The following is a 14,480-nucleotide window of genomic DNA, read 5'->3' as shown; positions in this document are numbered from 1 at the left end:
TCTAACAAACCGGAATTGCCATCGCTCCGTGCGCAAGGCAATAACGCAGCCAGTCCGCAAGGAACTGGTTAATTTGATGCTTTTCATCACGCTGATGCAACTTTTTATTAGGATAATCATAGCGTGCTTTGAAGCGAAAGATCTGCTGACTTGCACACACTTCCGCCACCATCGCATCGTGATAGAGCCTGACCGTCAGCGACGGCAAACTCCAGTAGCTGACCGCAGGCGCAGTCTGTTTTATTTCTACCAGGGACGTATAGCGCGTCGATTCAAGGATCGTCAGGCAATACGTGGCGCTACTCACCTGATATGTCACTGTTTCGCCAGGCTCATCTGTGCGCGGCATTAAACGGCGCAATTGCGCGAAATTGGTTTCGCACAATCTCATCATTTCAGGGAAATCAGGGGTATAGCGCTTAATCATTCGTTGGCCCACTCTTTTCTCAGGGATTCATAGTGCAGTTGCAGCCATTGCAGAGCAATCACTGACGCCGCATTGTCTATCGCTCCTTCTTCCACCCAGCGGTAAGCCTGTTCGCGGCTCACAACGTGTACCCGGATGTCTTCATTCTCTGCTTCCAGACCGTGAATTCCTTCTGCCGTGGTGGCGTCGACTTCACCGACCATGATGGAGAGACGTTCGCTTGTACCACCGGGGCTCGCAAGATAATTCAGCACCGGTTTACAACGTTTCACCACAATGTTCGCTTCTTCCAGCGCTTCACGGCGGGCGACTTCTTCTACCGTTTCGCCCTCTTCAATGATACCGGCGACCATCTCCAGAAGCCATGGGGTATCACTGGAATCAATGCATGGGATGCGGACCTGTTCGATCAACACCACTTCATCCCGCTCAGGATCATAAGGTAATAACACGGCCGCATGCCCGCGTTCAAAAACTTCACGCACCACCTCGCCGCTCATTTCTCCATTAAACAAACGATGGCGAAACCGATATGCAATAATAGAAAAAAAACCTTTATATCGTGACTCACGTGCAATAATTTCTACATCATCTTTGCCGAAACTTACCGGTGAATTGTTGAATGAAGACATGGAGCGTTCTCCTTTAATACCTCACAAAGGTAAATTATCGCCTTTTGAGGTCAATTTGATGAAAATGCGTTAATAATAATCAAGGTTGTTTGTGATAGATTTAGGCTCATTCAGTTGGGAAGGCACGTTAAGCCAACCGCCCCTTTAGCCTGACTCTGCTAGAATCCGCGTCTATTCGAGTATTTGACTGCGTCACCATACATAACAACATTGCTGCACAACAAGGAATGCAAATGAAGAAACTGCTCCCCCTTCTCATCGGACTCAGCCTGGGCGGCTTTAGTACGATAAGCCAGGCCGAAAACCTGATGCAGGTCTATCAGCAAGCCAGGACGAGTAACCCGGACCTGCGTAAATCAGCTGCTGACCGGGATGCCGCATTCGAAAAAATTAACGAAAGCCGCAGTCCTTTATTACCGCAACTTGGATTGGGTGCGGATTATGGTTATACCAATGGCTACCGCGATGCAAATGGCGTAAACAGCAATGTTGGCAGCGCCAGCCTGCAATTAACGCAGACCCTTTTTGATATGTCAAAATGGCGCGCGCTGACCCTGCAGGAAAAAACCGCAGGTATTCAGGACGTGTCTTATCAGACTGATCAACAGTCTTTGATCCTTAATTCTGCAACAGCTTATTTTAACGTATTGAGTGCAATCGATTCACTCTCCTATACCGAAGCGCAGAAACAAGCTATTTACCGTCAGTTAGATCAAACCACTCAGCGTTTTAACGTGGGTCTGGTGGCCATCACTGACGTGCAGAACGCCCGTTCACAATACGATACCGTGTTGGCGAATGAAGTCACTGCGCGTAATAACCTGGATAACGCACTGGAATCCCTGCGTCAGGTGACCGGTACTTATTATCCGCAGCTGTCTTCCCTGAACGTCGACAACTTCAACACGACGCGTCCGCAGCCGGTCGCCACGCTGTTGAAAGAAGCAGAAAGCCGCAACCTGAGCTTGCTGTCTGCGCGTCTGTCACAAGATTTAGCCCGCGAACAAATCCGTTATGCTGAAACCGGCCACATGCCGACCGTCGACCTGACTGCCTCTACCGGCATCAGCAACACCAAGTACAACGGCGACAAAACCGGCGGCGGATCCAGCTATCAGGATGCCGATGCCGGCCAGAACAAAATTGGCCTGAGCTTCTCCCTGCCACTTTACAGCGGCGGTTCTGTCACCTCTCAGGTGAAACAGGCTCAGTACAACTTTGTGGGCGCCAGCGAGCAGCTGGAAAGCGCGCACCGCAGCGTAGTGCAGACTGTTCGTTCATCCTTCAACAATATCTCTGCCTCCATCAGCAGTATCAACGCTTATAAACAAGCCGTTGTCTCTGCGCAAAGTTCGTTGGATGCGATGGAAGCCGGTTACCAGGTTGGTACCCGTACTATCGTTGATGTGCTGGACGCGACCACAACGCTGTACAACGCCAAGCAACAGCTTTCGAGCGCGCGTTATACCTATCTGATTAACCAGCTGAACATTAAATCAGCGCTGGGAACACTGAACGAAAGTGATCTTCTGGCACTGAATGGTGCGCTGGGTAAACCGGTTCCTACGGCACCGGATCAGGTAGCGCCTGAAACGCCAAACCAGGATGCTGCGGCTGACGGTTATAACAGTGACGGCACGCAGGCAGCTGCGCCACGCACTGAAAGAGCCAGCGCAACGACCACCACCAATACCACCAAAAAAAGCGGTAATCCTTTCCAGAACTGATCCTGAAAAGTCGCCTTTTTTGTTGAGCATAAATCCTGAGGCAGCCTGAAAAGGCTGCTTTTTTTTGCCTCTGTCACGTCCCTCTGTAAAGTCTGGTAACAATTGGCGTGCGCTGCTTTAACAATCACCCTGTTTCCCCTATCCTTAAGCCCTACTGGGAAAGGGCGAAAAAGCCCTGCATATGGGATAAGAACGATGAAACGGACACAACACGTCAACCTCGCTACCTTCCGTAAATCATGGCGTAGCGCTCGAATCACTCCTGTCGCACTGGCTGTCGGCGCTGTATTCATGCTGTCAGGCTGTGAGAAAACCGATGAAACGGTGTCTTTGTATCAGAACGCGGACGACTGCTCTAAAGCGAATCCGTCCGGCAGCGCACAATGCGTCGCAGCCTATGATGCCGCCAAAAAAGACGCTGAAAAAACCGCGCCGAAATACGCCTCTCGTGAAGACTGTATTGCCGAATTCGGCGAAGGCCAGTGTACGCAGACGCCAGCGCAATCCGGTGTGGCTTCCGCCGAAGGCCAGAGCAGCGGCAGCATGTGGATGCCGCTGATGGCAGGTTACATGATGGGACGTATGATGAGCGGCGGTGCTTACGCGCAGCAGCCACTTTTCAGCTCTAAAAACCCGGCCAGCCCGGCGAACGGCAAATTCGTCGATGCGACAGGTAAGAACTACGGCCCGGCAACCGCGGGCGGGCGTACCATGAACGTGCCGAAAACAGCGATGGCACCGAAACCTGCTGTCACCAAAACCATCACCCGTGGCGGCTTTGGCGAAAGCGTAGCGAAACAAACGTCTATGCAGCGCAGTTCCACTGCCGCTCCGCGCAGTGCTGGCCGCAGCATGGGTGGCTAAGACGCACATGAAACGTTTACCGATTACCGAGCGCCCGGACTGGCGCGAAAAAGCCACGGAGTTCGGCTTCAATTTTCACACCATGTATGGCGAACCTTACTGGTGTGAAGATGCTTATTATCAGTTCACGTTGGCGCAGATCGAAGAGATCGAGGACGCTACCGCCGATATCCACCAGATGTGTTTAAAAGTGGTCGAACGCGTGGTGGGTGACGATGCGCTGATGGCCAAATTCCAGATCCCAAAACATGTCTGGGAATTTGTCCGCAGTTCGTGGCGTACGCAGCAGCCTTCGCTGTATTCGCGGCTGGACCTGGCCTACGACGGTGTCAATCCGCCTAAGCTTTTGGAAAATAACGCCGATACGCCGACGTCATTGTACGAAGCGGCGTTCTTCCAATGGCTGTGGCTTGAAGACCAAATCGCGGCCGGTAACCTGCCGCAGGATACCGATCAGTACAACAGTTTGCAGGAAAAGCTCATTGAGCGTTTTGCCGAACTGAAAAACCAGCACGGCTTTTCGCTGTTGCACATCGCCTGTTGTCAGGACACAGAAGAAGATCGCGGCACCGTGCAATATTTGCAGGACTGCGCGCTGGAAGCGGAACTGGCCAGCGAGTTTCTGTATATCGAAGAGATCGGCCTGGGCGAACGCGGCCAGTTTACCGATCCTCAGGATCAGGTGATTTCCAACCTGTTCAAGTTGTATCCGTGGGAGTTTATGTTCCGCGAGATCTTCGCCACCAAGCTGGAAGATGCCGGTGTGCGCTGGCTGGAACCGGCGTGGAAAGCCATTCTCTCGAACAAAGCCCTGCTGCCGTTGCTGTGGGAAATGTTCCCGGATCACCCGAATCTGTTACCGGCATACTTCGCAGATGATGCGCATCCGGAACTGGATCATTATGTGGTCAAACCGCTGTTTTCCCGCGAAGGCGCAAACATTAAGGTCATCGAGAAAGGTCAGGAAGTTGCGAGCGTGGAAGGTCCGTACGGTGCAGAAGGCATGATCGTGCAGCAGTTTCATCCGCTTCCTGTCTTTGACGGCAGCTACGTATTGATCGGCAGCTGGCTGGTGAACGATCAACCTTGCGGCATTGGCATCCGCGAAGACAAAGCGCTGATCACGCAGGATCTGTCGCGTTTCTATCCGCACACCATCGTCGGCTAAAGCGCATAAGAAGGATAATGAAAAATCATTATCCTTCTTATTTTCCGAGTTAACCCACCTGCACTGAAAGCATCGAAAGCGATCCCATTACCAGTCCGTCGGTCGGCTGAGTCACCGGCTCAACGCCGTCCCACGCACCCAGCACATACAAAAGCGGAAGGTAATGATCGGGTGACGGATTAGAAAGCGCACCGCCTTCGTGATCCATAAAGTTCACCAGCGGATGATCCTTCGTGTCGCCCTTCCAGCTCAGGTTATCTTTCACATATTTCTCGAATGCGATCGCCCACGGATAAGGTTCGCCGTTGCCGTCCCATTTCACCATCCGCAGGTTATGCACCACGTTGCCGCTGGCGACAATCATCACGCCTTCATCACGCAGCGCGGCCAGTTTTCTGCCGAGCTCAAAGTGATATTCCGGCGGCTGTGTGCCGTCGATGCTCAGCTGAATGACCGGGATATCGGCGTCGGGATACATCTTGATCAACACACCCCAGGTCCCGTGGTCAAAGCCCCATTCACTGGTATCCGCCAGCACATTTACCGGGCTGAGCAGCTCCTGTACTCGTTTTGCCAGGGCGGGCGAACCCGGTGCCGGATAGCGTTTATCGAACAACGCCTGCGGGAAACCGCCGAAGTCATGAATGGTGCGCGGGTTTTCCATCGCCGTCACCGCCGTGCCACGGGTAAACCAGTGGGCTGACACCGCCAGAATCGCTTTTGGCCGGGGTAATGTTTCGCCCAGCGTATGCCAGGCACGGGTGTAAGTGTTGTCTTCCAGCACGTTCATCGGGCTGCCGTGGCCTAAGAAAAGTGCGGGCATACGTTGAGTCGTCATCATGAATTCCTTACCGCAAAATAAAAGAGAGCGGCGCTCATCAGCGGGCTGCCGCGTAATGAAAATACGGTACTCTTTTTCAGTGCGGGTTACAGCCGGATAACCATGAAGGAGATGTTCAATAAATTTGAAGGGAAAAATCAAAGGCGGAGGGGCTGTATTTTATTAACAACGTCCGTTCAGACAAAAATCAGCTATAAAAAGCAAAAAGGCCGCATAAGCGACCTTTTCTATATCATACCGCCAGACAGTTAACTTGCCTGCCGGGTCTGCGCCTGGCGATATTCCACCAGATCGGCAATGGTCACCACTGGCATATTGTGTTGTTTCGCAAAGACGATGGCTTCTGGCGCATGTGCCATGCTGCCGTCATCGTTGGTCAGTTCACACAGCACACCGAAGGGTTTGAGACCGGCCAGCGTCACCAGATCGATCGAGGCTTCGGTATGACCACCACGGGTCAGCACGCCGCCCGCCTGTGCGCGCAGCGGGAAGATGTGCCCCGGACGGCTCAGGTCAGAAGGTTTCGCGCCGTCTTTAATCGCGGTGCGGATGGTGGTGATACGGTCAGCGGCAGAAACGCCGGTGGTGACGCCTTCAGCCGCTTCAATGGTCACGGTGAAAGGCGTCTGGAACTGGCTGGAGTTGTTCTCCACCATCATCGGCAGATCGAGCTTTTTACGGCTGTCTTCGTTCATGGTGAGACACACGATGCCGCTGCCGTGGCGAATAGTCAGCGCCATTTGTGCAACTGTCATGTTTTCGGCGGCAAAGATTAAATCGCCTTCGTTTTCACGATCTTCGTCATCCAGCACCATCACACCTACGCCGTTACGAATGGCGTCAATAGCGCGCTCAACACGTTCAGCAGGTGTACCGAATTCGGAAAGTAGGGTCTGATTCATGGTAAAAATAACCTCATGTTCTGTATGTGGATTACCAGAATCAGGGCGTCTTGAGGAGGCTAGCTGCAGCGGCCTGATGGCGTGCTACAGTTATAAAAAATAACGCAGCGGACAAATTTTGCCCGGCTTGAATCGTTACTCTCTCCCATCCGGACTTTAACCGTCGGCCCCGGAATTACACCGGATCTGCTGACCTCTAATCCCGAAGGATTGAGCGCTCGCGGGCTTCCACGTGGAAGGGATTATGATCCTTCCGATATTCTGTGGTTTACCGCCGGTGGGGACTTTCACCCCGCCCTGAGAATAAGCAAATCAACTATAACGCCAATAAATGACCAGAGCAATCCTGCGGTTTGGCCAATTAGTGCCCCGGAAGGTTTATAGAAACGTCATCAGCGATTACACTAAGCAAAAGCACCTCCTTCGAGAAAAGGAAATAACATGATTGACCCGAAAAAAATTGAACAAATTGCCCGCCAGGTTCACGAGTCTATGCCGAAAGGGATCCGCGAATTTGGTGAAGATGCCGAGAAGAAAATCCGTCAGGTATTGCAGGCACAGTTCAGCCGCATGGATTTAGTCAATCGCGAAGAGTTTGATGTGCAGACCCAGGTTTTGCTGCGCACCCGCGAAAAACTGGCCGTGCTGGAACAACGTCTGGCCGCCCTGGAAGGTAAACTGACCGACGCCGAAAAACCGCAAGACCCGGTCTGATTTCCCCGCTCGTCAGAAACGATAAAGGCCTGCTCAGCAGGCCTTTTTATGTCTCACTTTCAGACACTCTATCGCGTGTGAATCACCGTTTTAGCGCGCGGTAAAAGCAGCCAGAGCGCGGCAAACACTATCAGCGCATACGCCGCTTTCCAGCCCACCATCGCCAGCAATCCGCAGCACAATACCGCGCCGAGCATCGCCATCCACGTCGAGCGGCCTTTCAGGATCCTTGCTCCGGCGAGCATACACAGCAGATAAATCAGAATGAAAATCCCGTTGGCGTAAGTGATCAGCGCGCCGAGCGGCAGATGCAGCCAGTAGATCAGCAGCGTGAACAGCACGCAGCAGCCGACCACCAGATTCAATGCGGCAACCGGAACGCGCTGCGCAGAGAGCTGCGCCAGTTTACTTTCCGGCTTGAGCTGCGCCTGCGACCACACCAGCCTTGCGAAGCTTTGGGTGTAAATATTCACGCTGGCAAAGCACGCCAGATAGCCAATAATGCACGCCACCCACAGTGCTTTTTGCCCGAACAGTTGCACCACGATACCCGGCAGTGACGCCCCCGCTTCCTTCCCTTCTCCCCACGCATGGAATTTCAATACCGCCACGGTACAACCCCAGTACACGGCGCCGGCAACCAGCATACCGATGAGTAAAGCACGCGGAAAATCCCGTTCCGGGTTACGAAATTCTGTCGCCAGATGCGCAAAAGCCTCCAGCCCGACGAAGCACCAGAACATCACCGCCAGCGCATCAAACAGGTTTGATGGCGAGATATCGCGAACGGCGGGCAACGGAATTTCCGGCAGCGTAATATCTCCTTTCCACCAGATGGCGATGACCAGAGCAATCACCAGCGCCGCAATCAGCGTCTGAATATTGGCGCTCGACCCCGCGCTGCGCGTCCCAAGGAACCAGATCACGAAAAGCGTACCAAGCTGAACCAGCAGCAGATTTTCGCTGCTCCAGCCAAATGCCGCCTGCCAGAAACCGGCGGCGATATGTAACGCGGCAGGCAAACCGACCGGGATCACCGATAAAAACAACCAGCCGGTCACACGCGCCATGTGCGGCCCGAAAGCTTTGCCCACGAAATGCGCCGCCCCGCCCGCACTGGGAAAATGTCGCCCGAGTGCGGCGAAGCCGATGGCAATCGGGAATACCAGCAGGATAAGCACCGGCCACGCCCACAGACTGTCGTTTTGCGCCAGCTGCGCCGCCAGCGCGGGCACCGCGAATACACCGGTACCGAGCAATGAGGTAGAAAGCAAACCGACGCCCTGCGCCAGACTGAGTTCCTGTTTTAATCCGCTCACAACAGAGTCACTTCCGTTTTGGTTTCTGAATTAAAATTCCGATAAAGAAAAAGGGCTTATCAGATAAGCCCTTCGGTCAGTGCGTGGAGGACTGGATCAGTCCTGCGCTTTGATCTGGTTGATGATCTTGGTGGTAGATAATCCGTCTTCAAAGTTCAGCACGCGCACTTCGCCGCCGTTGGCCCAGACTTCATCACAACCGGCGATTTGCTCCGGTTTGTAGTCGCCGCCTTTGACCAGCAGATCTGGCAAGATCCCGGCGATCAGGCGCTGCGGGGTATCTTCTTCAAATGACACCACCCAGTCCACGGCGCCTAATGCACCCAGCACGATCATGCGGTTTTGCAGCGCATTGACCGGACGGGTTTCGCCTTTCAGACGTTTGGTGGACGCATCGCTGTTCACCGCGACGATCAGACGATCGCCGAGTTTACGGGCGTTCGCCAGATAGGAAACGTGCCCGGCGTGCAGAATGTCGAAGATGCCGTTGGTCATCACCACTTTCTCGCCGCGCTGACGCGCCATCGCCACAGCCGCTTTTAACTGCTCTTCCGTCATGACGCCGAAACCGACGTCCGAACGGCCACCGATGGCGTTTTCCAGTTCCACCGGAGATACGGTGGAGGTGCCGAGCTTACCGACCACCACGCCTGCGGCGGCGTTGGCCAGGAAGCAGGATTCTTCCAGCGTATTCCCCGCCGCGAGCGCAGCAGCCAGCGTGCCGATCACCGTGTCACCGGCACCGGTCACGTCATACACTTCCTGCGCCTGCGTCGGCAGATGCAGCGGCTCTTTTCCCGGCTGCAACAGCGTCATACCGTGTTCTGAACGGGTCACCAGCAGCGCCGACAGCTCAAAATCAGCAATCAGCTGCATGCCGCGCGCGACCAGTTCGTCTTCATTCTTACAGCGGCCGACCACGGCTTCGAATTCTGACAGGTTAGGCGTCAGCAAGGTCGCACCGCGATAACGCTCAAAGTCAGAGCCTTTTGGATCGACCAGAACAGGAACGCCCGCTTTACGTGCCAGCTGGATCATTTTCTGCACTTCAGTCAGCGCGCCTTTGGCGTAATCAGACAGCACCAGAGCACCGCTTTCCGGCAGCGCCTGCTCAATTTTGGTCAGCATGGGTTGCAGATCGACGCCTTCAAAACCTTCTTCGAAGTCGAGGCGGATCAGTTGCTGGTTACGCGACAAAATACGCAGTTTGGTGATGGTCGGGTGCGTCGGCAACGCCACGAAATCGCAGTGAACCTTCACTTCCGCCAGACGCTCGCCCAATGCGCGCGCCGCATCGTCCACACCGGTCAGACCGATCAGACGGGAAGAAGCACCGAGGGACGAAATATTCATCGCCACGTTAGCCGCGCCGCCAGGACGTTCTTCGATGGTATTGACCTTAACGACCGGTACCGGCGCTTCCGGTGAAATTCGGTTGGTCGGGCCATACCAGTAGCGGTCTAACATTACATCACCGACCACCAGCACACCGGCACGGTGAAAATCAGGCAAAGTCACTTTCATCCCAAGACTCCAAAACAGGTAAAACCAGACATAAAAATAGTGCGGCGGATAATATCACACCCCGAATAAAAACCCTTAGCCGAGCCACTTCGCCCAGCTGGCGCGGATTTGCTCACGTTCTGTGGCAAAACTGCCTGCGGCTACTTTGCCGCTGTGTTCCTGCAATGCGAGGTGATGGATTTCATCGCGCAGCGTGACATAAGCGTGAGTCAGATCCCGCGCTTCCTCCTCCGGCATGATGCCGTTTTGCGCCATCAGTTCGAAAATTCGCACGTTATCCGACCATCGCGTCAGTTTCGGCTTCTCGTGCGCAAACCGCAGGACCAGATATTGTGCAATGAATTCAATATCAGTGATGCCGCCCGGATCGGCTTTCAGATCAAACTCGGCAGATTTTTTGCTGCCGAGATGCGCGTACATTTTTTCGCGCATCTCGCGGACTTCTTTGCGCAGCCCTTCGCCCTCACGCTCGCGGCAGAGAATGTCGTGGCGCGTGGCGTTAAACTGCTGTGCCAGCTGCGGATCGCCGTATACGACGCGCGCACGCACCAGCGCCTGATGTTCCCAGGTCCAGGCCTCATTGGCCTGATAGTCAGCGAAGGCTTCGATAGTGCTGACCAGCATACCGGACGCGCCGGAAGGACGCAGGCGCGGATCGACCTCATACAGAATGCCGGATGCCGTACGGGTGCTGAATAAATGCATGATGCGCTGCGCCAGTCGCAGATAAAATTGTCGCCCGTCGATGCTGCGCTCGCCGTCGGTCATCACCTCAGGTGCGCAGTCGAGCAGGAAGACCAGATCCAAATCGGAACTGTACCCCAGTTCCCAACCGCCCAGTTTGCCGTAGCCGACCACGGCAAACCCGCGCCCTTCTCGCTGCGTCAGGTGCGTCGGCTGGCCGTAGCGCACCACCATCTGATCCCACGCCTGCTGCACTACCACGTCCAGAATCGCTTCGGCCAGATAGGTTAAATGATCGCTGACCTTCATCACCGGCAGCGCACCGGAAATATCGCCGGCGGCAATGCGCAGGTGTTGCGCTTGTTTGAACTGACGGACGGCTTCCAGCTGCTGTTCTTCGTCTTCCGTCGGCACGCGCATCAGATACTGGCGCAGTTCATCGCGGTACGCGCCCGGTTCAATCGGATGGTAAAGCGTGCGTGAATCGAGCAGTTCATCGAGCAATAACGGATGGCGCGCCAGCTGCGACGCGACCATTGGCGAGGCGGCGCACAGGCGGATAAGCTGTTTGAGCGCGCCCGGATATTCGACCAGCAGCTCAATATAAGTCGTCCGCGTGACGATGTTCAGCAACAACTGCATCAGACGTTGCAAAGTCACATCGGCATTTTTATAGGTGCAAACCTGCGCCAGCAGGCGGGGCATCAGCAAATCCAGCTGATCGCGACCGCGCGGCCCGATGGTGCGTTTATCAACGTCACGCCGGAATTCGGCGATTTGCTGCAGGATGTGGCGCTGCGCATTTTCGTCGAGCTGCGGCACCCACGGTGCTAACTCGGACTGCTCCAGTGAATCACTCCACAAACTGCTGAAGGATGACTGCTGCTGATCGTCCTCGGTGTCCGGCGTGTCATCACCGATCAGATCGTTAAACACGGCGCGCACGGCTTGCATGTGAGCATTCACTGCGTCGAGAAGCTGCGGCCAGTCATTGAAATTCATCCCCCATGCCAGACGCGCCTGATTCAGCGGGTCCGCAGGCAGGGTTTGCGTCTGTTCGTCACCGATGGCCTGCAGCAGATTTTCAAGACGACGCAGGAACAGATAGCTGGCGCGCAGTTGCATCACTTGTACGACAGGCAGCAGCCCGAGTTTTTCCAGCGCCTGCAAGGTCGGCAGCAAAGCGCGTTGTTGCAGCGCAGGCTCGCGCCCGCCGCGGATCAACTGGAAAACCTGCACGATAAATTCAATTTCGCGGATCCCGCCCGCCCCCAGCTTGATATTGTCTTTCAGTCCCCGGCGGCGGACTTCACGGGCGATCATCCCTTTCATATTGCGCAGGGACTGGATCACGCTGAAATCGATGTAACGGCGGAACACAAAAGGCTTCAGCATCTTGCGCAGTTCCTGACTGCTGATGTCTTCCGCGCCGCCCATCAGCCGCGCTTTCACCATCGCGTAGCGTTCCCAGTCGCGCCCCTGCTCCTGATAATAATCTTCCAGCGCCGGGAAACTCATGACCAGCGGACCACTGTCGCCGAAAGGCCGCAGCCGCATATCGACGCGGTATACAAAGCCGTCCAGCGTCGGCTGATCCAGCGCTTTGATCAACCTTTGCCCCAGACGCAGGAAAAACTGTGAATTCTCCAGTTCACGGCGGCCCCCCCGGGTCTGGCCGTTTTCCGGATAAGCAAAAATCAGGTCGATATCAGAGGAGAAATTCAGTTCGCCGCCGCCAAGTTTACCCATTCCGAGGATCAGCATGCGTTGCGGTTCACCGGCTTCATTGACCGGCGTACCGAACTCGCGGCAACAGGCCTCATACAGCCAGTCACGGGCGCTGACGATCAGCAATTCCGCCAGTTCGCTCAGCTGCTGTAACGTATCCTGGGCTTCGCTGGTTTGCGCCGACTGTGACCACGCAATGCGAGTCAGCGTACGACGTCGGAACAGGCGCAGCGCCTTCATGAGCCCGTTCTCATCGGCCACGCTTTCCAGCGCAGCTTCGAGCCACTGGCGGTAAAATTGCCATTCCTGCGCCTGTGGCGGATTTTCTACGATTTCATGCCACCACTGCGGAAATGCCAGCAGGCTGTCCGTTACAAACTGACTGCTCGCCAGCACCGCCAGCTGTTCCTCTTCGGGAAGCGGCAGCGGTTCAGGATGTTCACGCCATTGTTCAAGCAAACTTTGGGCGTGGCTTTGCAAAACAGGAGAAAGTGGCAACATGAAATCAGATTCCTTGCAAAAAAAAGCCCGGGCAATGAGCCCAGGCTTATCAGTCAATTAACGTGGCTGGCCGTTTAACCAGAACGCATCCATCATCACCGCATGGGAACGGGCGGAATCCTCCAGCGCCAGTTGCTTCTGGATAATCGCCTGTTGCAGCTCCGTCCAGCCCGCCAGATAGTCGGCGACGTCGCGCTCAGGATAGGCACCCGAGAGTAAATGGAAGGTGATGATCTGACGCTTCAGGCGCGCCAGCTGATCGCGGTAACCTTCTTCGGTTAGCGGCTGTGCAAAGGCTTCTTTCAGATCGGCAGCGGTACGTCCAAGCATGATGTCAGAGAAGCGCTTGAAGGAGCCTTCCAGCTTCTTCGCCGATTTGTCATCGATGAACGGCGTCCAGCCCGACGTGGTCAGCCATGACGTGAGCACTAACTTACTTTTCAAATAGGTCGCGCTGAAGCAGACGTCCTGCGCATCGGCAGATTTCTGTTCCAGCACCGGGACTAGATCGGTCAGCAGCGTACGCAGTTCAGAGGACGCTTTACGCGGCACCAGCCCGCCAAACAGCACCAGAATCTGACGCACAGTTTCCACTGCCTGTAAGACCACCGGGCGCGCCAGTTTGTCGCCGCGCACCCACAGTTCTTCATGGTACTGCCAGTGATCGAGCGCCAGCTCGAACATTCCGGTCATCGCCTGTTCAACCGTGGCTTTTGGCTGGGCTTTATAGACCGGCAACGGTTTGGTTTCACGCAGCGGGTTACCTTTCGCAAGATGGTAACCGCGGGCAGCTTTGCTGAATCCGCCCTGACGCAAACCGCCGTGCTCGCCGATTTCAGCGGCCAGCGCCAGCAAATCCACGGTGTTGCCTTTTTTCAGCTCCAGTTCGATTTCAGAGAGCGGCTCAGACAACTCACCAGCCACCACTTCGCCCTGATCCAGCACCAGTTCGATCTCGCTTTCGCCGTAAGTGATCACCCACTTTTCACGGGTGAAATCGGTGCGAAATAACGGCACTAAGGCTTTTTGCAGCGCCGCGACTTTGCAGCCTTCCGGCCAGATGTCTTTCGGGAACGCGCTGAGCTTAAGCACCGGCTTTTTCAACTCAACGTTATATTCCGGACGCTGGTGCAAACCAGCCAACACTTTGCCGCCGGTTTTAATGGTCATTTCGTACTGATCGTCAAAACCACGGATACGCAGACCGATGTCGTGCGAACGTAAATAGTTTTCCGCAGTCTCAAAATAGATGTTGGTCAGTTTCGAAGGCGCGGTGTGCTCGCTGTTAAATCGAGCGAGTTGTGCCGGTAATTCGGCAATCGCGGCCGGGGTGGCGATAAATTTTAATTCTATTTCTACGGTCATAAGGGTCTTCACACCGATTCTTTGCTGCCAAAAGGGATAAACGCGTCACCAGAATTCTACCATAAGCACAGCGCGCAAGCCGCA

At 54.9% G+C, this 14,480-nt stretch carries 12 protein-coding genes and 1 riboswitch; of the genes, 4 read left to right on the top strand and 8 right to left on the bottom strand.

The window, feature by feature from the left end; genetic code table 11:
• Window position 1: 1 nt before the first annotated feature.
• Both I2123_RS05150 and nudF read right to left on the bottom strand, forming a co-directional pair.
• Window positions 2-427, bottom strand: a complete 426-nt coding sequence (locus tag I2123_RS05150; protein ID WP_095923552.1) for a DUF1249 family protein — start codon at window positions 425-427, stop codon at window positions 2-4.
• Window positions 424-1,059 carry an ADP-ribose diphosphatase gene (nudF, locus tag I2123_RS05145; protein WP_213051934.1) on the bottom strand — a complete coding sequence of 212 codons (636 nt, stop codon included), beginning with the start codon at window positions 1,057-1,059 and terminating at the stop codon, window positions 424-426. The genes I2123_RS05150 and nudF overlap by 4 nt, the downstream gene beginning before the upstream one ends.
• 233 nt (window positions 1,060-1,292) lie before the next feature.
• Here nudF and tolC point away from each other — a divergent pair, with 233 nt between their 5' ends.
• The 3 genes from tolC (at window position 1,293) to I2123_RS05130 (ending at window position 4,818) form a co-directional block, all read left to right on the top strand.
• Entirely contained in the window at window positions 1,293-2,786 is a 1,494-nt protein-coding gene (gene tolC / locus I2123_RS05140; protein WP_112164656.1) for an outer membrane channel protein TolC, read from the top strand.
• A gap of 195 nt (window positions 2,787-2,981) precedes the next feature.
• Window positions 2,982-3,650 (top strand): DUF1190 family protein, encoded by a 669-nt coding sequence (locus tag I2123_RS05135; protein ID WP_213051933.1) that lies wholly within the window; start codon window positions 2,982-2,984, stop codon window positions 3,648-3,650.
• Between the two features lie 7 nt (window positions 3,651-3,657).
• On the top strand, window positions 3,658-4,818 hold the full coding sequence (locus tag I2123_RS05130) for a glutathionylspermidine synthase family protein (RefSeq protein ID WP_213051932.1): 1,161 nt from the start codon (window positions 3,658-3,660) through the stop codon (window positions 4,816-4,818).
• 49 nt (window positions 4,819-4,867) lie between these two features.
• Here the strand turns inward: I2123_RS05130 and ygiD are convergent, their stop codons facing one another.
• Both ygiD and ribB read right to left on the bottom strand, forming a co-directional pair.
• Complete coding sequence (ygiD, locus tag I2123_RS05125; protein WP_213052467.1) at window positions 4,868-5,656, bottom strand: 4,5-DOPA-extradiol-dioxygenase; 789 nt, start codon at window positions 5,654-5,656, stop codon at window positions 4,868-4,870.
• Window positions 5,657-5,907: 251 nt separating this feature from the next.
• A complete protein-coding gene (ribB, locus tag I2123_RS05120) occupies window positions 5,908-6,561 on the bottom strand; it encodes a 3,4-dihydroxy-2-butanone-4-phosphate synthase (RefSeq protein WP_056772983.1) in 654 nt (217 codons plus the stop codon).
• Window positions 6,562-6,694: 133 nt separating this feature from the next.
• A riboswitch (FMN riboswitch) is annotated at window positions 6,695-6,870 on the bottom strand.
• Between the two features lie 132 nt (window positions 6,871-7,002).
• Between ribB and ubiK the strand changes: the two genes are divergently transcribed.
• Window positions 7,003-7,275 (top strand): ubiquinone biosynthesis accessory factor UbiK, encoded by a 273-nt coding sequence (gene ubiK, locus I2123_RS05115; RefSeq protein WP_112164652.1) that lies wholly within the window; start codon window positions 7,003-7,005, stop codon window positions 7,273-7,275.
• Window positions 7,276-7,343: 68 nt separating this feature from the next.
• On the opposite strand, the gene yjeH is transcribed toward ubiK, so the two are convergent.
• From yjeH to I2123_RS05095, 4 genes are all read right to left on the bottom strand, one after another.
• Entirely contained in the window at window positions 7,344-8,594 is a 1,251-nt protein-coding gene (yjeH, locus tag I2123_RS05110; protein ID WP_112164651.1) for an L-methionine/branched-chain amino acid transporter, read from the bottom strand.
• 96 nt (window positions 8,595-8,690) lie between these two features.
• A complete protein-coding gene (hldE, locus tag I2123_RS05105; protein ID WP_112164650.1) occupies window positions 8,691-10,118 on the bottom strand; it encodes a bifunctional D-glycero-beta-D-manno-heptose-7-phosphate kinase/D-glycero-beta-D-manno-heptose 1-phosphate adenylyltransferase HldE in 1,428 nt (475 codons plus the stop codon).
• Between the two features lie 75 nt (window positions 10,119-10,193).
• Window positions 10,194-13,031: a bifunctional [glutamate--ammonia ligase]-adenylyl-L-tyrosine phosphorylase/[glutamate--ammonia-ligase] adenylyltransferase gene (glnE, locus tag I2123_RS05100; RefSeq protein ID WP_213051931.1), complete on the bottom strand. Its 2,838-nt coding sequence runs from the start codon at window positions 13,029-13,031 to the stop codon at window positions 10,194-10,196.
• Between the two features lie 57 nt (window positions 13,032-13,088).
• Window positions 13,089-14,396, bottom strand: coding sequence for a CYTH domain-containing protein (locus tag I2123_RS05095; RefSeq protein WP_213051930.1), 1,308 nt, complete (start codon window positions 14,394-14,396; stop codon window positions 13,089-13,091).
• Between the last annotated feature and the right edge of the window lie 84 nt (window positions 14,397-14,480).

The sequence above is a fragment of the Rahnella inusitata genome (genome assembly GCF_018288855.1).
In the GTDB taxonomy this organism is placed as follows: domain Bacteria; phylum Pseudomonadota; class Gammaproteobacteria; order Enterobacterales; family Enterobacteriaceae; genus Rahnella; species Rahnella inusitata.
The sequence above is the reverse complement of the archived record's forward strand: the minus strand, read 5'-3'. Positions and strand labels throughout refer to the sequence as shown.

Bases quoted from the DNA above. Each gene is read 5' to 3' on its own strand.
- I2123_RS05135 (WP_213051933.1), top strand. From the start codon at position 2,982: ATGAAACGGACACAACACGTCAACCTCGCTACCTTCCGTAAATCATGG.
- I2123_RS05130 (WP_213051932.1), top strand. From the start codon at position 3,658: ATGAAACGTTTACCGATTACCGAGCGCCCGGACTGGCGCGAAAAAGCC.
- ygiD (WP_213052467.1), bottom strand. From the start codon at position 5,656: ATGACGACTCAACGTATGCCCGCACTTTTCTTAGGCCACGGCAGCCCG.
- ribB (WP_056772983.1), bottom strand. From the start codon at position 6,561: ATGAATCAGACCCTACTTTCCGAATTCGGTACACCTGCTGAACGTGTT.
- I2123_RS05095 (WP_213051930.1), bottom strand. From the start codon at position 14,396: ATGACCGTAGAAATAGAATTAAAATTTATCGCCACCCCGGCCGCGATT.
- nudF (WP_213051934.1), bottom strand. From the start codon at position 1,059: ATGTCTTCATTCAACAATTCACCGGTAAGTTTCGGCAAAGATGATGTA.
- I2123_RS05150 (WP_095923552.1), bottom strand. From the start codon at position 427: ATGATTAAGCGCTATACCCCTGATTTCCCTGAAATGATGAGATTGTGC.
- glnE (WP_213051931.1), bottom strand. From the start codon at position 13,031: ATGTTGCCACTTTCTCCTGTTTTGCAAAGCCACGCCCAAAGTTTGCTT.
- tolC (WP_112164656.1), top strand. From the start codon at position 1,293: ATGAAGAAACTGCTCCCCCTTCTCATCGGACTCAGCCTGGGCGGCTTT.
- hldE (WP_112164650.1), bottom strand. From the start codon at position 10,118: ATGAAAGTGACTTTGCCTGATTTTCACCGTGCCGGTGTGCTGGTGGTC.
- ubiK (WP_112164652.1), top strand. From the start codon at position 7,003: ATGATTGACCCGAAAAAAATTGAACAAATTGCCCGCCAGGTTCACGAG.